This is a genomic window from Corynebacterium macclintockiae (assembly GCF_027570165.1).
GTDB classification, from domain to species: domain Bacteria; phylum Actinomycetota; class Actinomycetes; order Mycobacteriales; family Mycobacteriaceae; genus Corynebacterium; species Corynebacterium macclintockiae.
The window spans coordinates 1-20,275 of the sequence record NZ_JAKMUV010000005.1 but is presented as its reverse complement, the minus strand read 5'-3'; the positions used below and the strand labels follow the sequence as shown (position 1 = coordinate 20,275).

At 63.0% G+C, this 20,275-nt stretch carries 17 protein-coding genes; all 17 read left to right on the top strand.

Translation table 11 applies throughout. The annotated features are described in order from the left end of the window. Positions 1 to 364 precede the first annotated feature (364 nt). The gene (mraZ, locus tag L8U58_RS05710; RefSeq protein WP_034970161.1) at positions 365 to 796 is read left to right on the top strand and encodes a division/cell wall cluster transcriptional repressor MraZ; all 432 of its coding nucleotides are present in this window, start codon (positions 365 to 367) and stop codon (positions 794 to 796) included. A gap of 256 nt (positions 797 to 1,052) precedes the next feature. Next, positions 1,053 to 2,102: a 16S rRNA (cytosine(1402)-N(4))-methyltransferase RsmH gene (gene rsmH / locus L8U58_RS05705; protein WP_269954890.1), complete on the top strand. Its 1,050-nt coding sequence runs from the start codon at positions 1,053 to 1,055 to the stop codon at positions 2,100 to 2,102. A gap of 67 nt (positions 2,103 to 2,169) precedes the next feature. Continuing rightward, positions 2,170 to 3,114 (top strand): cell division protein FtsL, encoded by a 945-nt coding sequence (gene ftsL / locus L8U58_RS05700; RefSeq protein WP_051894313.1) that lies wholly within the window; start codon positions 2,170 to 2,172, stop codon positions 3,112 to 3,114. 124 nt (positions 3,115 to 3,238) lie between these two features. Continuing rightward, a complete protein-coding gene (locus L8U58_RS05695; RefSeq protein ID WP_269954889.1) occupies positions 3,239 to 5,131 on the top strand; it encodes a peptidoglycan D,D-transpeptidase FtsI family protein in 1,893 nt (630 codons plus the stop codon). Then, positions 5,128 to 6,723 (top strand): UDP-N-acetylmuramoyl-L-alanyl-D-glutamate--2,6-diaminopimelate ligase, encoded by a 1,596-nt coding sequence (locus L8U58_RS05690; RefSeq protein WP_269954888.1) that lies wholly within the window; start codon positions 5,128 to 5,130, stop codon positions 6,721 to 6,723. Before L8U58_RS05695 ends, L8U58_RS05690 begins: the two co-directional genes overlap by 4 nt. Next, positions 6,720 to 8,234 (top strand): UDP-N-acetylmuramoyl-tripeptide--D-alanyl-D-alanine ligase, encoded by a 1,515-nt coding sequence (locus L8U58_RS05685; RefSeq protein ID WP_269954887.1) that lies wholly within the window; start codon positions 6,720 to 6,722, stop codon positions 8,232 to 8,234. Before L8U58_RS05690 ends, L8U58_RS05685 begins: the two co-directional genes overlap by 4 nt. Positions 8,235 to 8,241: 7 nt before the next feature. Continuing rightward, complete coding sequence (gene mraY, locus L8U58_RS05680; RefSeq protein WP_034972088.1) at positions 8,242 to 9,342, top strand: phospho-N-acetylmuramoyl-pentapeptide-transferase; 1,101 nt, start codon at positions 8,242 to 8,244, stop codon at positions 9,340 to 9,342. Positions 9,343 to 9,430: 88 nt separating this feature from the next. Next, the gene (murD, locus tag L8U58_RS05675) at positions 9,431 to 10,942 is read left to right on the top strand and encodes a UDP-N-acetylmuramoyl-L-alanine--D-glutamate ligase (RefSeq protein WP_420839838.1); all 1,512 of its coding nucleotides are present in this window, start codon (positions 9,431 to 9,433) and stop codon (positions 10,940 to 10,942) included. 26 nt (positions 10,943 to 10,968) lie between these two features. Beyond that, positions 10,969 to 12,600, top strand: a complete 1,632-nt coding sequence (ftsW, locus tag L8U58_RS05670) for a putative lipid II flippase FtsW (RefSeq protein WP_269954886.1) — start codon at positions 10,969 to 10,971, stop codon at positions 12,598 to 12,600. 3 nt (positions 12,601 to 12,603) lie between these two features. Further along, a complete protein-coding gene (gene murG, locus L8U58_RS05665; protein WP_043012227.1) occupies positions 12,604 to 13,719 on the top strand; it encodes an undecaprenyldiphospho-muramoylpentapeptide beta-N-acetylglucosaminyltransferase in 1,116 nt (371 codons plus the stop codon). A 122-nt stretch (positions 13,720 to 13,841) separates the two neighbouring features. Then, the gene (gene murC, locus L8U58_RS05660) at positions 13,842 to 15,338 is read left to right on the top strand and encodes a UDP-N-acetylmuramate--L-alanine ligase (RefSeq protein ID WP_034980659.1); all 1,497 of its coding nucleotides are present in this window, start codon (positions 13,842 to 13,844) and stop codon (positions 15,336 to 15,338) included. Beyond that, positions 15,335 to 16,063, top strand: a complete 729-nt coding sequence (locus L8U58_RS05655) for a cell division protein FtsQ/DivIB (protein WP_034980661.1) — start codon at positions 15,335 to 15,337, stop codon at positions 16,061 to 16,063. Before murC ends, L8U58_RS05655 begins: the two co-directional genes overlap by 4 nt. A gap of 158 nt (positions 16,064 to 16,221) precedes the next feature. Further along, on the top strand, positions 16,222 to 17,541 hold the full coding sequence (gene ftsZ / locus L8U58_RS05650) for a cell division protein FtsZ (protein ID WP_034977333.1): 1,320 nt from the start codon (positions 16,222 to 16,224) through the stop codon (positions 17,539 to 17,541). A 27-nt stretch (positions 17,542 to 17,568) separates the two neighbouring features. Further along, positions 17,569 to 18,312, top strand: a complete 744-nt coding sequence (gene pgeF / locus L8U58_RS05645; RefSeq protein WP_034977335.1) for a peptidoglycan editing factor PgeF — start codon at positions 17,569 to 17,571, stop codon at positions 18,310 to 18,312. Further along, positions 18,309 to 19,055 (top strand): YggS family pyridoxal phosphate-dependent enzyme, encoded by a 747-nt coding sequence (locus L8U58_RS05640; protein WP_269954885.1) that lies wholly within the window; start codon positions 18,309 to 18,311, stop codon positions 19,053 to 19,055. The genes pgeF and L8U58_RS05640 overlap by 4 nt, the downstream gene beginning before the upstream one ends. Positions 19,056 to 19,114: 59 nt before the next feature. Next, positions 19,115 to 19,681, top strand: a complete 567-nt coding sequence (locus L8U58_RS05635) for a cell division protein SepF (RefSeq protein ID WP_034970100.1) — start codon at positions 19,115 to 19,117, stop codon at positions 19,679 to 19,681. 69 nt (positions 19,682 to 19,750) lie between these two features. After that, on the top strand, positions 19,751 to 20,041 hold the full coding sequence (locus tag L8U58_RS05630) for a YggT family protein (RefSeq protein ID WP_034970099.1): 291 nt from the start codon (positions 19,751 to 19,753) through the stop codon (positions 20,039 to 20,041). The last annotated feature ends 234 nt before the right edge of the window (positions 20,042 to 20,275 follow it).

The following is a 20,275-nucleotide window of genomic DNA, read 5'->3' as shown; positions in this document are numbered from 1 at the left end:
GGTGGGTGTGGAGGGCGGGTAAGTGTTAATGAGAGGAGAATAATTGCTTACTGGCTGGGGGAATGGCTAAGCGATGGCTGGGGTGTTGGGTGGGGAGGCGGTGGCGTCATTAAGATAAACAGGCGAGGCACCGCCGGACTGAGCGTTGCTGTTGTGAAGAAAATAAAGAAAAGACATGCAAAAGACTTCGTGTTGTGGAGTTTGTGGGGGGAAGTGGGGTAAAGTGGGGATCGTTGGAGCGCAAAACTGCCAACGATCGCTAACTTCATAGGGAAACCGCTGGTCGGAGCTACAAACCGGCTCGCGCGCAAAACGGTACGGCAGCAAGGAACGCGAGGAACTTCAGAAGAAAGGGGCCGATGACATGTTTTTCGGCACCTTTACGCCGAAGCTCGACGACAAGGGGCGCTTGACCCTTCCGGCGAAGTTTCGGGAAGAGCTCACGGACGGCCTCATGGTTGTCAAGGGGCAGGATCGCAGCCTGGCTGTATATCCCAAAGCGGAGTTTCTGGTTCGCGCCAAGAAGGCCGCCGAAGCTTCGCGCACGAACCCGAAGGCGCGTGCGTTTGTCCGCAACCTGGCTGCCAGTGCTGACGAGCAAGCGCTGGATTCGCAGGGCAGGATCTCGGTCTCGGCACTGCATAGGAACTATGCGGGGCTGCAAAAGGAGTGCGTTGTTATCGGCAACGTCGACTTCATAGAGATCTGGGACGCCGAGAGTTGGGAGAGCTACAGCGCGGAGCATGAAGAGGACTTCTCGGACGGCGACGACGAGGTGCTGGCTTCCTTCCTCTAGGAAGTAGCGACCAGCGGTAATGAACCTGACAACTTCATAGTGAACAACAGAGTGTGCGCAGGCCCTTACCTGCGTGGACGACGCGGAATCTTGACGTACTTCCCCGATGTCAAGCCCGCACCCACGCAGGTGAGGCCCTGTTCGCACTCTTTTAACTTTTGAGTCACATACGTATCTATGTGACACATGAACTACATAGCACCCCAGATAAACCTGGATATTCCCAGAAGCAACGCCATTGGAAAGGAGGGAAACATTGACGCAGGACGCAGCGAATAGCGACGCGCAGCACGGCCACGTACCTGTCATGCGCGACCGAATGGTCGAACTGGTAGGGCAGGGCGTGAACAGCGATAACGCGCCCGAGCGCCCCGTCATCGTCGATGGAACCCTCGGCGCCGGTGGTCACAGCGAAGCTTTTCTGGACGCCTTTCCCCACGCAATCGTCGTCGGATTGGATCGCGACCCCAATGCGCTGGCGGAGGCGAACGAGCGGCTGGCTGGCTATGGCGACCGCTTCGTGTCCTACCAGACTCGCTTCGACGGAGTTACTGAAGCGCTCGAAGATCTGATGGGTCAGGGCGTGCTTCCCGAGAGCATGCGGGAACACGGGATCTCCGGATTCCTGTTCGACCTCGGGGTGTCCTCCATGCAGCTGGACCAGCCGGAACGTGGCTTCGCCTACGCGGTGGACGCCCCGCTGGATATGCGCATGGATCCCAGCAGCCCGCTGACTGCAGCGGAGATCCTGAATACCTACAGCCACGGCGAGATCGCACGCATTCTCAAGACCTACGGGGACGAGAGGTTTGCCGGGAAGATCGCTAGTGCTGTTGTGCGCGAACGTGACAAGCAGCCGTTCGAGAACTCTGGCCGTTTGGTCGAATTGCTCTACGCCACCATCCCAGCGGCTTCTCGCCGCTCTGGTGGTCACCCGGCAAAGCGAACCTTCCAGGCGTTACGAATCGAAGTAAACGCCGAGCTGGAATCGCTGGAGAACCTGATTCCGGAGATTTCGCGCTGGATGCACGTCGGCGCGATGGGTGTGTTCATGAGCTACCAATCGCTGGAAGACAAGATCGTCAAGAAGGCATTGGTGCAGCTCAGCACATCAAAGACTCCGGCGGGGCTGCCGATGGAGCTCCCTGGCATGGAGGCCGAATTCGAACTCCGTACTCGCGGCGCAGAGAAGGCCAGTGACGCGGAGATCGAAAGAAACTCCCGCGCAGCCCCCGTCAGAGTCAGAGCCTTCAGCAGGGTCAGCGACAGAGGGAAAACAACATTTCCCCTGGACACGCCCAGTTAGCTAAGCAAAACACCTACACCGCACTGATAGAAACAAACCCGGACCTCCGAAACTTCGGAAGGAAAACATGACCGCACCAGGCACCATCCGCACTCGCCGCCCACACAACGACCGCGCCGCCACCGGTACCCGCCCGGAACGCTCTACCTCCCGCTCTGCTTCTCGTTTTGCCGAGGGGCTGACCGAGCCCACTCGCCGCAACCGCAGCGACTGGAGCGGCACGCGTGCCGATCGTCCGAACCGTACCGACAGCACTGAGCGTATTGGACGTATCGGTCGCAGCGACCACAGCCGTCGCTTCGGTGGTAGCCGTACGGGCTCGCGCCAGCAGGTGTCGGTTCGCGGACGTCGCATTATCGCCCTGGAACGCGGCAACCCGCAGCTCACCCGTCGTATCGTATTCGCGGTTGCGGTTTTCGTCGTGGGTGTGATCTCCGTGATGGCCCTGTCCGGTGTGACGACGAAGCAGTCCTTCCAGATTGCCGAAGCGCAGAAGCGTAGCACCACCCTGGAAAACCAGATCGAAAGCCTCAACCGCGATGTAGCTAACGCGAAGTCCTCCGCAAATATTGCGAAGGAAGCTAGCGAGATGGGCATGGTGTCGCCCAAGCAGGCAGGCATCCTGGAGGACCAGGGCGGAAAGATTAAGGAGCGTCGCCCGGCCGAGGCTGAGGGCGGCAAGGAAGTCGTGGATGTCAACGGCAACGCCAAGCGACGGGGCGCTACTAGTGATCCGGAAAAGACCAACCGCGTCGAGGGGCTGCACCCGAATAACCCGGTCGTAGCCGGTGACCGTGCGCCGGACGTCAACGCAAGCGCTCCGGGGAATGCACAGAACTCCGGTGGCCTGCCGTACTCCGGCGGTCAGGCCGGTGCTCCGGCTGGTCGCCCAGGTGCTGCACCTGCTCCGGCTCCAGCGCCGGCGGCACCAGCCCCAGCTCCGGCACCGGCTGGACAGGCTCCGGCCGCTCCGGTTCCCGCAGCACCTCCGGCACCGGCGCCGGCTAGGTAATACGGCAAGCCCCAGTCAGGATCCCGAGCACAACGAAAACTTCAGACACGCCGGGGCGAACCCCGGCTTGTTTTCGTATTTGTGGGGACAATAGCCAAGAGTGAATTGAAAGGAGGACAACCACGTGTCGAAAACTAACGATCGCCGTTCCGCGCGGACGGTGGACGCTAACTCGTGGTTGATCCTCGATACCTCCGGCGCTCGATTTAGCAAGCGAGTTCGCCTTGTCCTCCTCGTCGTTTTCCTGACGTCCCTGTCCCTCGTTCTGCGCCTGGCGTGGGTGCAACTGGTAGCCAGCCCGACGCTGGCTACCCAGGCCCAGCTGCAGCGAACCTCCGTCATTACCGAGCCCGCTCTGCGCGGAGGAATCACGGATCGCAACGGCCAGACTCTTGCGTACACCATGGACGCGCGCAGCCTGTCGGTGCACCCGAAGAAGCTCGAGAAGTTCATGCAGGAGCGTCATGAACTAGACCCCGAAGGTGTGCCGGAGCCCAAGCAGCGCATCGAAGATATCGTCAAGCGCCTTCCCGAGATGATCAATAAAGAGGGCGACGACATCGAAGAAGACGATATCCGTGACAAGCTGACCAGCAACAACGACTACGAGGTGCTGGTCCGCAACGTCGACCCGGACATTGCCGAGAAAGTGGCCGAGGAGTTCCCGGAGATCACTGCCGAGCGCCAAGACCTGCGCCAATATCCCAATGGCGCCGTCGGCCAGAACATGATTGGCAAGATCAGTACAGATAACCAGGGACAGTTTGGCCTGGAACTGTCGCAAGATGCTCGACTGCAGGGCATCAACGGCTCCCGCACTGTGGATATTGCAGGCGACGGCTACCTGATCCCAGGATCCACCCGCGATGTGCATCCGGCCGTCAACGGCGATTCCTACCAGCTGACCATCGACCTGGATGCGCAGACCTATGTGCAGCAAGCGCTGCAGCAGGCCCGCGAGAAATCCGGCGCCAAGTCCGCCTCTGCCGTCGTCCTGGATTCCAAGACCGGGGAGATCATCGCCATGGGTTCCAGCGACACCATCGACCCGAACGGGGACATCGAAAAGCAGCTGAAGCGCAAGAAGGTCTTCGGCGATCGAGCCACCGCGGATTCCTTCGAGCCCGGTTCCGTGGCCAAGATCATGACCGCTGCCGCTGCCATCCAAGAGGGGAAGACCACCCCCGACGAAGTCCTGAAGGTACCCGGCACCATCAACATGGCAGGCGTGACCGTGAAGGATGCATGGGACCACGGCGAGGTTCCCTACACCACCACTGGTGTGTTCGGTAAGTCCTCTAACGTCGGCACCCTGATGCTCGCTCAGCGCTTAGGTGAGGACAAGATGTACGACTACTTCCGCAAGTTTGGCATTGGCCAGGCTGCGGGCGTCGGCCTGCCCTACGAGGTGGCGGGCTACATGCCGGAGCGCAATCAGTGGTCTGGTGGCACGTTCGCCAACCTGCCGATTGGCCAGGGTATGTCCATGAGTCTGCTGCAGATGAGCAGCATCTACCAGGCCATGGCGAACGACGGCGTGCGCGTAGAGCCAAGGCTGATCAAGAAAATCACCCGCGCCGACGGCACAGAGCTAGGGGCAGAGCCGGCGAAGGAAACCCAGGTCGTATCGCCCGAAACCGCCCGCACCACGGTGGACATGTTTCGGGCTGTGACCCAGTCGGACGAGACAGGCGTGCAGCAGGGATCGGGCGCCCCGGCGGCGATCAAGGGCTACCAGGTCTCCGGCAAGACGGGTACCGCGCAGCAGATCGACCCGAAAACGGGCGCCTATTCAAACTCCTCGTATTGGATTACCTTTGCAGGTATCGCCCCTTCCGATAAGCCACGCTTCGTGGTGGGGATCATGCTGGATAACCCGCAGCGCGGCACGGATGGTGGTGCGGGCGGCACGGCGGCGCCTCTGTTCCACGACATCATGTCGTGGATGCTCGACCATTACAATGTGCCGCTGTCTGAAAAGGCAGGGCCGAAGCTGATGCTGGAGGCAAACAGATGACATCTTTGGAACGTCTAGCCGAGATCTGCGGGGGAACCCTCACCGGCCCGTGGCAGGGCGTGGAGGTTTCCATGGCCGCGATCGGGTCCCAGGACGTGGAGCCCGGCGGCTTGTTCTGCGCTGTTCCCGGCGCGAAGGCGCACGGTGCGACCTTCGCCGCGGATAGCCAGGCTGCTGCGGTACTTACTGATGCCGCAGGACAGCGCATTATTGATGACGCCCCTACGCCGCTACCGTGCATCGTCGTCGACGACGTTCGCGAATGGATGGGGCCGGTGGCTGCAGAGATCTACGGCCACCCGGCACGCCAGCTAAAGACCATCGGCATCACCGGCACATCGGGCAAGACCACTACCAGCTACCTGGTGGAAAAGGCGCTGCTGGATTCCGGGAAGAAGGTGGGGCTTATCGGCACCACCGGTACCCGTATTAACGGTAACCCGATTCCGACGTCCCTGACCACCCCGGAGGCCCCCACGCTGCAGGCTTTGCTCGCACGTATGGTGGCCGAGGGTGCGACGCATCTGGTGATGGAGGTCTCCAGCCACGCGCTGGAGCTCGGGCGCGTGCGCGGGATCCACTTCGACGTGGCGGCTTTTACGAACTTGAGCCAAGACCACCTGGACTTTCACCCGACGATGGAGGACTACTTCCAGGCCAAGGCGCTGCTGTTCGAACGTGCTGAAGACGGCCAGCAGCCGGGCACGGCAGTGATCTGCTGCGAGGACGAATGGGGTGTTCGGATGCGCGATATCGCGCGGGAATACTCGCCGACCGTGGCGCTGTACCCGCAGGGAAGCGAGGAACCAGGAGACGCGCCGACGTGGTCCATTGCTTCCACCGAGGTCACGCCCAGCGGCCGCCAGCACATTCGGCTGACGATCGCCGGGGGTGCTGCCCCGCGGGAACTCGACTACAGCATCGGCATGGCCGGAGCGTTCAACCAGGCGAACAGCCTGGTCGCCCTGGCATGCATCGAAGCCGTTACCGGCGAAGTCCTGGGTGCCGACAGCCCGGCGGTCAAGGCGCTTGCCGACGTGCAGGTTCCCGGCCGTATGCAGCTGGTCGAGGAAGGCCAGGACTTCCTGGCCATGGTCGACTACGCGCACAAGCCGGGAGCCGTCCAGGCGGTACTGAGCAGCCTGCACGATTACCTCCCGGATCCGAACTCCCGCATCGGCATCGTACTGGGCGCCGGTGGCAACCGAGACCACGACAAACGCCCGATCATGGGACGGATCGCCGGTGAACTGGCCGATGCCGTGTTCGTGACGGATGACAACCCCCGTGACGAGGACCCTGCAACGATCAGGGAGGCCATTTACGCGGGGGCGCGTGAGGGCGTCACAAAGAAAGAACAACAAAACCCGGACACCGTGTGCGAGATCGTGCCAGACCGAGCGCAGGCCATCGCCGCGGCGGTGAACTGGGCTCAGCCTGGCGACGCGATCGTGGTGGCGGGCAAGGGGCATGAGAAAGGCCAGCTCGTGGCCGGCACCATGCACCCATTCGACGATGTAGAGGTATTGGCGGCAGCGTTGCAGAAGCAGGTCGCGGCAGGAAGAAACCATGAAGGCAGTGAGCAGCGATGATTGAACTAACGAACGCACAGATCGCCGAGGTGACGGGCGGGGCGCTGATTAACGGGGCGAACCCACAGACCGTGGTGACCGGCCCGGTAGAGTTCGACTCGCGCAAGATCACCCCGGGCTCGATCTTCATGGCCCTGCCCGGAGCCCGCGCTGACGGCCACGACTTCGCCGACTCCGCACTGCAGAACGGCGCCGCCCTGCTGGTAGTGGGCCGAAAGGTCGACCAGCCCGCCCTGCTAGCGGAGCCAGTGCTGACCAACGAGCAGACCTCCAACGCGACTGCCTTCGAGTTCGATGCGGAAGGTCACGGTGCCGCAGTGCTGGCCGCCGTCGACAAGCTGGCGCGCTACAACACCGACGTACTAGCCGCCGAAGAGGGCATGGCGGTCGTCGGTGTGACTGGTTCGGCCGGAAAGACCTCCACGAAGGACCTGATCGGCGCTGTGCTGCGGGAGGCAGGGGAGACCGTGGCGCCCCCGGGCAGCTTCAACAATGAGATCGGCCTGCCGTACACCGCGCTGCGCGCTGGCCGCGATACCCGCTTCCTGGTCAGCGAAATGTCTGCCCGCGGGGTCGGCCACATCCAGCACCTGACGACCGTCACCCCGCCGCGGGTGGGCGTGGTGCTGAATGTCGGTAGTGCGCACCTGGGGGAGTTCGGCTCCCGCCAGGCCATCGCTCAGGCGAAGGGCGAGCTGGTTGAGGCACTACCGCAGGCTGCCGACGGTGGCCTGGCCGTGCTGAATGCTGACGACGATAAGGTCGCAGCGATGGACAAGCGCACCTCCGCCCGCGTCGTGCGCTTCTCCACCGAAGGCGCGACGGGTGCCGCTGGCGTGCCGGCGGACTACTACGCCAGCGATATTCAGCTGGATGCCGTCGCCCGCGCCAGCTTTATGCTGCACCACCCGAAGGGCGAACCGGTGCGGGTGGAGCTGTCGGTGTTTGGTGCCCACCAGGTATCCAACGCCCTCGCCGCCGCGGCGGTCGGGATCGAGTTGGGTATTGACGCCGCCACGGTGGCGGCCTCGCTGAGTTCTCACGTCGCCGCCAGCGTGAACCGCATGGACGTGCGCACCCGCGCTTCCGATGGGGTGACCATCATCAACGATTCCTACAACGCCAACCCGGAATCGATGCGCGCGGGAATCGATGCCCTGGCGTACACCGCCAAGGGGCGCCGTGGCGCCGAAAGCTGGGCAGTGCTGGGACAGATGGGTGAGCTGGGCGAGGACGCGAGCGAGGAACACGAGGAGCTCGGTCGGGTGCTGGCACAGCGGCGGATTGACCACGCGGTGATCGTGGGCAACGGGGTGAACCAGCACGCGTTGGCCACCGAGGCCCGGGAAAGCGGCGTGGATACGCACATCGTCGAGAACATTGACGGTGCCGTGAACTATCTGGATATGAGTTTGAACCCGCAGGATGTGGTGCTGATCAAGGCATCGTATTCGGACGGGCTATGGGCCGTGGCAGAGGGGCTGCTGATCGGCGAGGACCAAGGAGTTTAAAAGACCCATGTTGCAAATCTTTATCGCGGGTGCGGTTGCCTTTGTCGTGTCCATTGGGCTGACACCGGTACTGATCCGCTGGTTCTCCGCCGAGGGCTTGGGCCAGGAGATTCGTGAGGAAGGGCCGAAGTCGCACTTTAAGAAGCGCGGCACCCCGACAATGGGCGGCATCGCTGTGCTCGCCGGAATTGTCTTCGGCTACCTGGTGGCCGTGTTGGTGGGGCTGATGACCACCGGCGCAGGGCCGGGCGTGAGCGGCTGGCTGGTGCTGGGGCTGACACTGGCCCTGGGCGGCCTGGGCTTTGCCGACGACTACATCAAGCTGGTTAAAGGCCGGAACTTGGGCCTCAATGCGAAGGCGAAGCTGGTCGGCCAGCTGGCCACCGCAATCATTTTCGGCCTGCTGATCCTGCAATTCCCGAATTCCCGTGGCCTTACCCCGGGTTCCACCCACCTGTCGGCAATCCGCGACATGGCCACCTTCGACATCGCCATCGGGCCGGCCGTCATCGGCACGATCATCTTCCTGGTGTTCATCTACCTGGTGATTTCCGCATGGTCGAACGCGGTGAACTTGACCGACGGCTTGGATGGCCTTGCCGGTGGAGTGACCGCCCTGGTCATGGGTACCTACGTGCTGATCACTTTCTGGCAGTTCCGTAATTCTTGCTCCGTCAGCGCCGAGGCCGCGTGCTACGCCGTCCGCGATCCGCTGGACCTGTCCATGTTGGCGTCTGCTGGCCTGGGCGCCTGCCTAGGCTTCCTGTGGTGGAACGCGGCCCCGGCGAAGATCTTCATGGGTGATACCGGTTCCTTGGCCCTCGGCGGCCTGGTGGCGGGCTTGTCCATCACGACTCAGACCGAGCTGCTGATGATCCTGATCGGAATCATCTTCGTCATCGAGGCAGCTTCCGTCGTCATCCAGGTGGTCTCCTTTAAGACCACCGGCAAGCGCGTGTTCCGCATGGCGCCAATCCACCACCACTTCGAGAACAAGGGCTGGGCGGAAACGACTGTCGTTATTCGCTTCTGGCTGCTCGCCGGCGTTGCCGCAATGTCCGGTCTGGGACTGTTCTATACCGAATGGCTCAGCAGCGCTAGCTGGTAGCGATGGCTGGCGGTCTTCCCTCGAATGAACGAGACCCGAACTCACACAATTGAACCACCCGAATTGCTCTACCTAAGGACCTAAAGCCGTGGAAGCCACACACGCACTCCAGCCCACAGACGCCCTACACACCATGCGTACCCAGACAGTTCTGGTCGCGGGTGCAGGCGTGGCCGGACGGGGCGTGATCTCCATGCTGTGCGCCCTGGGCGCCCGCACGGTCGTGGTGGCCGACGACAATACCCAGGCTCTGAGCCACATCGCCGACGGCGGCGAGACCGAGCTGCGCCTGCTGGGGGTCGCTGATGCCGTCGATAGCCTCGGCCACTTGGCACCCCAGTTGGTCATTACCTCTCCCGGCTGGAAGCCAGAGTCACCGCTGCTGGTCCGCGCCGCCGAGCTGGACATCCCCGTGATCGGCGACATCGCCGCGGCCTGGCTGGCCGACCAAGCCGGAGCCTTCGGCGAGCCCCGCACCTGGCTGGCCATCACCGGCACGAACGGAAAGACCACGACCACCGCCATGCTGACCTCCATGCTGGTGGCCGACGGACGCTCAGCCTTGGCGGTCGGGAACATCGGTATCGCCCCCTCGGCAGCCCTGGCGGCACAGCACCGTGGCGAACCCCGCGCGGACATTTTCGTCGCGGAGGTCTCCAGCTTCCAGCTGCACTGGGCGCCCATGTTTGCACCCTCTGTCGGCTGCATTCTGAACCTCGCCGAGGATCACTTGGATTGGCACGGAAGCTACGAAAACTACCGTGCCGACAAGGCGCAGGCCTTGACCGCCGAGTGGCCTGTTCTAGCTGCGGATGACGCCGACGTGCTGGCCACCGCACGCGCCCGCCACGTGGCAGCGCGCAGTGCCTACACGATTCACGATCCGGAGGAGGTGGCGTCACTAGAAAAAACAACAACGACCCTTGAGCGCGCCACCGGCGTGCGCGATGGGCGACTGGTCGAGGTCATCTACGGCAGCGACGGCGAACCGAACCAGATTGTGGATCTGGCCCCGGCGCAGGGGATTAGCCCACCCGGACCGGCTGGCTTGGCCGATGCCGCAGCGAGTGCGGCGATGGCCCGGGCGCTGGGCGTGGCTCCCGAAGCGATTGCCAGTGCGCTGGCCGGATTCCAAGTGCAAGCGCACCGAGGGCAGGTGGTGCTGGACCACGGTGGCGTGACCTGGATCGACAACTCCAAGGCAACGAACCCGCACGCCGCAGAGGCCGCCCTGCGCGGCCAACGCAACGTGATCTGGGTGGCCGGCGGGCAATTGAAGGGCGCGGCGGTCGATGGGCTGATCCGCGCGATCGGCGGTGGTCTGAAGGCAGTGGTGGCCCTCGGCGTGGATCGGGCGGAGCTCGTCGCGGAGGTGTCGCGCCAGCTGCCCGATCTTCCGGTCACTGTTATTGACGCCACCGATCCAGAAGAAGCGATGCGTGCCGTCGCGCGCGCCGCCCATGAGCTGGCAGAACCGGGCGATAGTGTGGTTCTAGCGCCCGCGGCGGCATCACTAGACATGTACACCGGCATGAGCCAGCGTGGCGACCTATTCGCCCAGTATGCGGTGGCATATGCTGAAGCCGAATCCGATGCCTAAAGAGGAAAGGGGGTAACGGAAACATCATGGCTTTACCGGAATCCAGTTCGAAACGACGACAGAGCATTCCCGGGGCAGAGGAGCCCCAGACGACCGAGGAGCGGGACGAGCGGGGATTGGGCTCGCTGCAACGCAAGTTCGCTGCACAAATGGCCACCCCACAGTTGAACTACAAGGTTCTGCTGGGAGTTACGGTGTGCCTCACCGGACTTGGTCTGGTGATGGTTCTGTCGTCGTCGATGGTGACCTCCTACGCCAGCGGCGCGAGCGTGTTCAGCGAGTTCATCAAGCAAGCCGTTGTGGTGTTCATCGGCTTGATTGTCATGTGGTTCGCACTGCGGATGCGGCCGCAGACGATTAGGAAGTACTCCCCGTGGCTGTTGGTGATCGCGGTGGGAATGCTGCTCGCGGTGCTGATCCCCGGCGTGGGTGTCGGTGCGGATGAGGTTGGCTCGAACTCGTGGATCCGCATCGGCCCGATCGGTGTGCAGCCTTCCGAGGTGGCAAAGATGGCCCTGGCCGTGTGGGGCGCTGCGACAGTGTCCTACCGCGCGCGGGTCACGCAGAGGCTCAACACCGGGCTCGGCGCATTCATCGCGGTCAGCGCTGTGATTCTGATCCTCGTGATGGCCCAGAAGGACCTGGGCATGATGTTCTCCGTCGGCATCGTTGTCGCCGCGCTGATGTTCTTTGCCGGCGTGGATCGCAAGGTTTTCTTCGCGCTGCTGGCTGTGGTCGGCCTGTTTGGCGCTTTTGCGATTACGCAGGCAAGCTTCCGTGGTGCCCGCATTACGACGTGGAAAGACGCCCTGACTCTGAACTTCGGTGAAACCACTACCCAGGGCGCGGCTTACCAGTCGCACCAGGGAATCCTTTCCCTGTCCGATGGTGGGCTGTTCGGCGCAGGGCTAGGGCAGTCCCGCGCGAAGTGGTTCTACCTTCCCGAGGCGAAGAACGACTTTATCTTCGCCATCGTTGGCGAAGAGCTGGGCATGTTCGGCGCCGTATTCGTCGTAATCCTTTTCGGCATGCTTGGCTGGTTCGGCATTCGCACTGCGATGGCCCAGGCGGATCCATTCCTGCGGCTGTTGGCGGCCACCCTGACGATCGGTATCTCCGTTCAGGCGTTCTTCAACATGGGCTACGTCGTGGGCCTGCTGCCGGTGACGGGTATTCAGCTGCCCCTCATCTCCGCCGGTGGTTCCTCGGCAATCATCACCCTGCTTTCCATGGGGCTGTTGTGCAACTGTGCGCGCAATGAGCCGGAGACAGTGTCCTCGATGCAACACGAAGGTCGCCCATTGATCGACCGCATTCTGTTGCTGCCGGAACCGCAGGGCTACAAGGCAGGCGAGCAGCGCCGTACGCAGCGGCGCGAGACCGCCTATAGCTATGGCACGCCGGTGACCCGACCACAGCCGGGAGGTAGCCGGGGCAGCCAAGACGTGCGCCGCGAACGCGACCGGGTGGAGGAGTCTATCCGCCGGGTCGGCGGCGAGTCGCGCCTGCGTGGCTACGATGGGGTACGAAGGCAGAATCTTCCCCCGACGGCAACGCCCAAGCCCATCCCGCGGAGCCGTCAGCGGGCGGACGATGCGGGGCAGAGACGAGCCCGCAAAACCCGCAGAACTATCGACGATCGACACAGGAGGCGCTAGCCCTTGACCTCGCAGCCACAAGCCGACCGGAAGCTATCAGTCGTCGTGGCCGGCGGCGGCACCGCCGGCCACATTGAACCAGCTATGGCCGTGGCAGAGGCGGTTCGTGCGCAGCGCCCAGACGCGCGCATCACCGCCCTGGGCACGACCCGCGGGTTGGAGAGCACACTCGTCCCAGCACGTGGTTTTGATCTGGAGCTGATCCCACCGGTGCCGGTTCCGCGCAAGGTAAACAAAGACCTGATCACGTTGCCGATGCGACTGGGGAAGGCCCTGAAGGCCACCAAGCGGGTACTGCGTGAGGTAGAGGCGGATGTGGTCATCGGCTTCGGCGGCTACGTTTCCGCCCCGGCCTACCTGGCCGCACGCGCCCTGAAGATCCCGTTCTTTGTCCACGAGGCCAACGCCCGGGCGGGCGTTGCCAACAAGCTGGGCGTGAAGCTGGGCGGAACAGGGCTGGCGGCTGTTGAAGATTCGGGCCTGGAAGCCGAGGTTGTCGGAATTCCGGTGCGCGACGCGGTACTGAACCTGGATCGCGCCGCCCTGCGCAGCGAGGCCCGCGAATTCTTCGGTGTGGACCCCGACGCGCCACTGCTGTTGGTCACCGGTGGTTCCCAGGGCGCGCGCAGCATCAACGAGGCCGTGGTGAATGCAGCCAAGACACTGCAGGATGCCAACATCGGAGTACTGCACGCCTATGGCAAGAAGAACCAGGTGGAGCTCCCGCAGGAAGTGCAGGAAGGCACACCCCCGTACGTAGCGGTTCCGTACATCGAGCGGATGGATCTGGCGCTGGCGGCCGCGGATGCGATCCTCTGCCGATCCGGCGCGATGACCGTCGCCGAGGTTTCCGCGGTGGGCCTTCCCGGTATCTACGTGCCGCTGCCGCACGGCAATGGAGAGCAGGAACTCAACGTGCGTCCCATTACTCACGCTGGTGGCGGTGTGATCATCAAGGACGCGGAGCTGACCGAGCACCGCGTGGCGCAGGAAGTCATTCCACTGTTGCGCGATGAGACCCGCTGGCAGGCCGCCAGCCTAGCCACCCTGGCAGCTGGCCACCGCGATGCAGCGCAAAAGATCGCCGACAAGATCATCGCCGCAGCAGAATCCGAATAGCTGAGCTGTCCGAGCCCAATACCGAGCCCAATACCGAGCCCAAGACCGAGCCCAAGACCGAGCCCGAGCACTCGTGCTAGCACCTACCCCCTCCGTCCTCTAGAAAGGCACCTACTTCCCCGATGAGCGAGCAGCCCCAGACCACGGACCTCACCCGCGTGCACATGGTGGGTATCGGCGGTGCCGGAATGTCCGGCATTGCCCGCATTCTGCTGGACCGCGGCTACAAGGTCAGCGGTTCCGACATGAAGGAATCGCGCAGCGTCATGGCGTTGCGAACTGCCGGAGCGGCGATCCAGGTGGGGCACTCCGCGGATAACCTGCGCCTGTCGGGGGAGCTGCCGTCGGTGGTCGTGACCTCCTTCGCTGCGATTCCGCAGGACAACCCGGAGCTTGTCGCGGCTCGCGAGGCAGGCATTCCAGTGATTCGCCGCTCCGACGTTCTGGCGCTGTTGATGCAGAACCGGCGCGCATTCCTGCTGGCCGGTACCCACGGCAAGACCTCGACCACTTCGATGGCCGTCGCGGCACTGCAGGCTGCGCACCAGGATCCGTCGTTCGCGATCGGCGGCCAGCTGAACCGAGCGGGCACGAATGCCCACCACGGCACCGGCGAGATCTTCGTCGCCGAGGCCGACGAGTCCGACGGCTCCTTCCTGTCCTACTCGCCCGAGGTCGCTGTGGTCACGAACATCGAGCCCGACCACCTGGATTACTTCAAGACGGAGGCGGCCTACCGAGAGGTCTTCGAGAAGTTCGCCCACTGCATCGTTCCCGGTGGTTATCTGGTGGCCTGCCTGGACGATCCGGGTTCCGCTGCTCTTGCGGAGGGGCTTGTGGCCGCCGCGGCGCGCGGCGAGGCCCAGCCGTTCACCGTTGTTGGTTATGGCACTGCCGAGGGGTGTGACGCCCACTCTTCCGTGCCCCCAGCAGCCATCATCGATAGCACGGAGGTCACCGCCGAGGGCACCGTTTCCACCCTGCGCCTGACTGAGGCCGTGAACCAGGCCGTAGGACAGGGTGCCGGTACGTATTCCCTGCGCGTAGCCATCCCAGGTACGCATATGGTGCTTAACGCCACGGCCGCGGCGCTAGGTAGCGTGCTGCTGGGCGCGGACGTGGAAAAGGTCATCGAGGGCATTGGCGGTTTCGACGGAGTACGTCGACGCTTCGAGTACCACGGCACCCGCCGGGAGGTCGAGGTCTACGACGACTACGCCCACCACCCGACCGAGGTCGCGGCTGTGCTGTCCGCAGCACGCCAGCGCGTGCAGGCCCGAGGCGGGCGCATCGTCGCCATATTCCAGCCGCACCTGTACTCCCGCACGATTAGCTTTGCTGCCGAGTTTGCCGAGGCGCTGTCGCTGGCCGATCAGGTGGTTCTGCTGGATATCTTCGGGGCCCGCGAAGAGCCCGTCGAGGGCGTGGATTCCCGCATTATCGGCAACAAGATCGACAGTGCTACCGAGTGGGTCTTCGAGCCCGACTTCTCCGCTGTGGCCGGGGTTGTCGCCAACCTGGCGCAGCCCGGCGACATGGTGTTGACCATCGGCGCGGGGACCGTGACGATGCTGGCCGACGAGATCTTGTTGCAGCTGGAAAGTGGTGACCGCGGATGAGCGGGGCGTCAAGAATAAAGAGCAACAAGCGCAGCACCACCAACAAACGCAGCGCTGACAAGGGGCGCAACCCCCGTAGGAAGCGGCTGCAGTGGCTGGTCGCCGGGCTGGTAGCCCTGGTCGTGTTGCTGGGCGTGGTGGTGTATGCGGCGCCGATTCTGAGGGTTTCGCAGATCGACGTGCAGGGCACCACCAACGCAGATGCGGAGGCCATCCGCACAGCGAGCACCATCAACGCGGGCGATAACATGCTGCGACTGGACATTGCTGGTGCGGCGCAGAGCGTATCCAAGGTGCCGTGGGTCGAGAAGGTGACGGTGAAGCGTTCCTGGCCTACGACGGTGACCATCGACGTCACGGAGCACAAAGCGATCGGCTATGTCATGGACGGGGACACGCCACACGTGGTGGACGAGAATGGTCAGATTTTCCTGACGGGTGTGAAGCCCGAGGGTGCTTTGGAGTTCAAGAAAACTAAGGCTGATGATGCGCGAGCTATTCAATCGGTGACGCAGGTGATCACTGCGCTGTCCGATGATCTGCGGGGCAAGCTGGAGGGAATCGAAGCCGAATCGGCGGATAGCATCAAGCTGTTTTTCCCTAATCAGGCCGTGTATTGGGGATCTTCCGAGAGGGCCGACGAGAAGGCGGAAGCGACCCGTATTGTGCTGGGGCGCGAGGGGAATTGGAACGTCTCCAACCCCGCAATGCCCACCGTGAAATAGGGGCGAAACCCCAGCTTAAGCTTTAAGTTGAACTTTAAGGATACGACACGCCACCAAAAATGTGCGCCGCTAAATGCTTGACGGCTAGGAAGATGGACGGCAACAGCAAACCGGTAAATCTCAAAGCACGAAAACTTTAGGAAGGCGGAAAAACGCACATGACGAATCCTGGAAACCACCTCGCCGAGATCAAGGTGGTCGGCGTCGGCGGCGGCGGAGTGAACGCCGTCAACCGCATGATCGACGAGAAGCTGCAGGGCGTGGAGTTCATCGCGATCAACACCGACGCGCAGGCACTGATGCTCACTGATGCGGACATCAAGCTGGATATCGGCCGCGAAGAAACCCGTGGCCTGGGTGCAGGTGCTAACCCCGAGGTGGGTCGCAAGTCCGCCGAGGATCACAAGGATCAGATCGAGGAGATCCTGGCCGGCGCTGACATGGTCTTCGTCACCGCTGGCGAGGGTGGCGGCACCGGTACCGGCGCCGCCCCGGTCGTTGCGAACATCGCCAAGAAGCAGAATGCTCTGACCGTCGGCGTGGTTACCCGTCCTTTCGGCTTTGAGGGTCGCCGCCGTAGCAAGCAGGCCATGGAGGGCATCGAGGCCCTGCGCGAGGTGTGCGACACGCTGATCGTTATCCCCAACGATTCGCTGCTGAAGATGTCCGAAGAGCAGCTGTCCATGATGGAGGCTTTCCGCAAGGCCGACGACGTGCTGCTCAGCGGTGTGGAGGGCATCACCAAGCTGATCACTACCCCCGGTGTGATCAACGTGGACTTCGCCGACGTGCGCTCCGTTATGACCGACGCGGGCTCCGCCCTGATGGGTATCGGCACCGCCCGCGGCGACCAGCGCGCCGTCAAGGCCACCCAGGCAGCCATCAACTCCCCGCTGCTGGAAAGCACTATGGAAGGCGCGAAGGGCGTGCTGCTGTCCTTCGCCGGCGGCTCCGACCTGGGCCTGTTGGAGGTCTCCCAGGCTGCTGATCTGGTGGAGGAGAAGGCCGACGAAGACGTCAACCTGATCTTCGGCACCATCATCGACGATCAGTTGGGCGACGAAGTCCGCGTGACCGTCATCGCCACCGGCTTCGATGATTCCCCGTCCGCCTCGTCCGTCAACGAGCGCGCCGGTGCACACCGCGCGCCGGAGGCTGCCAACGCAACCGCTGGAGCTGCAGCCGGCGCTGCCCAGCCGACGAACCTATTCGGCGGCCAGGAGGCTCCGCAGGCTGGTCAGGCTTCCCCGGCACAGCCGGAGCCGCAGGCAACCATTGACCCGGCCACCCCGCAGGCAGGTGCGCAGACCAGCTTCGCGCAGCGTCGCGGTACCGTCCCGCAGCAGGCTCCGTCCACCCAGTCCACCCAGTCCGGTGGCCTGTTTACCTCCGCGGCGCAGGAGCCGCAGAACCCCACCCACGCCGGTGTGGATCTGTCGGAGGATGAGGACGACCTGGATCTGCCGGACTTCAATTAAAGTCCCTCCGCCAGTTAGGAGCTATCCGTGACCCAGGACCAGCACCCGCGGGTGCGCAAGGTATTCACCGACCGCAACGGTGGGGCTTCCACCGGCCCCTATGCGTCGTTCAACTTGGGCGACCATGTGGGCGACGACCCGGCTGCTGTGGCTCATAACCGCCAGCGTCTGGCCGATGTTTTGGGGTTGGGCGTGGAGCGCCTGGTGTTCATGGAGCAGATCCACTCGCCGAACGTCACGGAGGTCACCGCCGACCACCTCACGTCTGGCGAATCTGCGGTGATTGAGGCTACTGACGCCCTCGTCACCACCATGCGGGGCACAGCCCTGATCGTCCTCACCGCCGACTGCGTTCCGGTTTTGCTGTCCGATGAGGATGCGGGCGTGGTGGCCGCGGTACACGCTGGCCGCATGGGCGCACGCAATGGAATTGTGCGCCGCACGGTTGCCCGCATGGAGGAGCTGGGGGCAGTGCCCAGCAATATTCACGCACTGCTCGGCGCCGCCGCCAGCGGCGAGAACTACGAGGTGCCGCAGGCTATGGCGACTGACGTGGAGGCTAAACTCCCCGGCTCGGCTACCACCACCGCTCAGGGCACCACAGGGTTGGACATCCGTGCTGGTCTGACCCGCCAACTACTTTCCCTTGGGGTGCGCAGCATCGACGCGGATCCCCGCTGTACCATTGCGCCGGAGAACTCCGATCGCTTCTTCTCCTATCGCCGGGAGGGGACGACGGGTCGCCAGGCTGGCGTAGTGTGGATGCCATGACTGAGCAGACGAGCGAGCACCGTGCGCCGGACGAGCTGCCTGGCGGGTCGACAGACCTCGGGCCGCGTGGCCAGGAGATCGCCCGGAACCTAGCCCGCGTGCGTCAGCGTATCGCGGTAGCTGGGGGAGCAGACCTGCTGCCGATCACCAAGTTCCACGTTGCCGAGGACCTTAGGGTTTTGACACGGCTGGGCGTCACCGCCGTCGGCGAGAACCGCGAACAAGAAGCGCGCGACAAACACGCGCAACTGGCGGAGACAGGACTGCAGTTCCACATGGTGGGGCAAGTGCAAACGAAGAAGGCGAATTCCGTGGCGCGGTGGGCAGCCGCCGTGCACACCGTGGATTCGCTGAAGCTCCTCAACGCGTTGGACAGAGGTGCTGGGTTGGCGCTTGAACGCGGCGACCGGGATAGTGCCTTGCCGGTGCTGTTACAGTTCAGCGCCGACGGTGACCCGCAGCGTGGCGGGGCGGTGGAAGCCGATATCGACCAGCTGGCCGATACCGCCGCGGAAGCCGCTAACTTGGAGCTGCGAGGGCTCATGACGGTGCCGCCACTAGGGGCCGATCCGGCAGCCGTGTTCGCTCGCGGGCGACAGCTCGTCGAGCGCATCTCTGACCGGGTTCTCGGTGCGCCGGTTTACTCCGCTGGAATGAGCGGTGACCTGGAGATTGCCATCGCGGAAGGCTCCACGCTGGTGCGTGTCGGTACGGATATTATGGGCGCGCGACCAGTACTTTAAAGCACATAGCCAACAGAACTACACTAATTAATTAAGCAACGGAAGGTTCCTTTAGAGCAATGGCAGACAACTTTATGGACAAGACCAAGCGCTTCTTCGGTTTTGATTCCGTGGAATCCTACGAAACGGATTACTACAGCGACGGCTACAGCTCCCGGGAACGCGATCGCGAGGCTGACCGTGACGCACACGAGCCTTCCTACCGCTCCCGCGCCGACCGGGATCGTCTGGGCGCCGACCGTGAGGATCGCTACCGTCGCTCCGAGTACTCTGATCGCGAGGATCGTTACTCTTCGCGTGGTTCTCGCTACTCTTCTTCCGCTGACTCCTACGCTGAAGCGCCGGCGGAGGAAAAGACGCCCTCGGCTTTCGTATCGTTCACCCTGAGCTCCTACACGCAGGCCAGTGAGCTGGTAGATAACCTGAAGGCTCGCGAGGTTGTCGTATTCTCCTTGAGCGGCATGGAAAAGGGTGAGGCCAAGCGCGTGCTGGACTTCGCTGCTGGTCTGAGCCGTGGTCTGGACGCACAGCTGAAGAAGCTGAAGGGCGTGCGTAACTTCATTCTGCTGCCAAAGGGCGTAACCCTGGCGCAGGATCAGCTGGATGCGATTGCTGAGTCGCTCTAGCCCCTTGCGAGAGACCCTTCAAGCGTCCCTAGACCGACATCCGAACTCTGTTGGGGAGAGACCTCTTAAGTGAACGAAATTCTCATTGTTCTGCTGTGGCTGATTCGCTTTTATGTGCTGATTTTGATTCTGCGCATCATCATCGAAATGATTCAGTCCTTTTCCCGCAATTGGCGGCCGCAGCGATGGTTCAGCATCCTCGCCGAACCGCTGTTTGTCGTAACGGATCCGCCGGTCAAGGCGCTAAGGAAGCTGATTCCACCTATCCAGCTCGGGGGAGTGGGACTGGATGTTTCGGTGCTGGTGCTGTTCTTCGGACTGCAAATTCTCAGTAGAGTACTTGCAGCACTTATTCACTAGTGAGCCACCTTTTATGGGGTGGTACTTTTGGGGAACAAAAGGGTAGGGGGTAGTGAATGGGGGAGGTAAAGAACGGACATAGCTCAAAAGCTTGTGAATGTCCGTTCACATCTTTATCATTAAAGGCATCTTCGCGGTAAGTGAGTGAGGCTGCGGAGATGTCGTGTGTAGTGACGAAAGCCGCTGCTGGTCGAGAATGTGGGTCTTGGCTGGCGGCGGCTTTCCCCTTTCGGT

Coding starts and splice junctions, on each gene's coding strand:
- mraZ (WP_034970161.1), top strand. CDS start 365: ATGTTTTTCGGCACCTTTACGCCGAAGCTCGACGACAAGGGGCGCTTG.
- ftsL (WP_051894313.1), top strand. CDS start 2,170: ATGACCGCACCAGGCACCATCCGCACTCGCCGCCCACACAACGACCGC.
- L8U58_RS05690 (WP_269954888.1), top strand. CDS start 5,128: ATGACATCTTTGGAACGTCTAGCCGAGATCTGCGGGGGAACCCTCACC.
- L8U58_RS05685 (WP_269954887.1), top strand. CDS start 6,720: ATGATTGAACTAACGAACGCACAGATCGCCGAGGTGACGGGCGGGGCG.
- mraY (WP_034972088.1), top strand. CDS start 8,242: ATGTTGCAAATCTTTATCGCGGGTGCGGTTGCCTTTGTCGTGTCCATT.
- ftsW (WP_269954886.1), top strand. CDS start 10,969: ATGGCTTTACCGGAATCCAGTTCGAAACGACGACAGAGCATTCCCGGG.
- murC (WP_034980659.1), top strand. CDS start 13,842: ATGAGCGAGCAGCCCCAGACCACGGACCTCACCCGCGTGCACATGGTG.
- L8U58_RS05655 (WP_034980661.1), top strand. CDS start 15,335: ATGAGCGGGGCGTCAAGAATAAAGAGCAACAAGCGCAGCACCACCAAC.
- ftsZ (WP_034977333.1), top strand. CDS start 16,222: ATGACGAATCCTGGAAACCACCTCGCCGAGATCAAGGTGGTCGGCGTC.
- L8U58_RS05640 (WP_269954885.1), top strand. CDS start 18,309: ATGACTGAGCAGACGAGCGAGCACCGTGCGCCGGACGAGCTGCCTGGC.
- L8U58_RS05635 (WP_034970100.1), top strand. CDS start 19,115: ATGGCAGACAACTTTATGGACAAGACCAAGCGCTTCTTCGGTTTTGAT.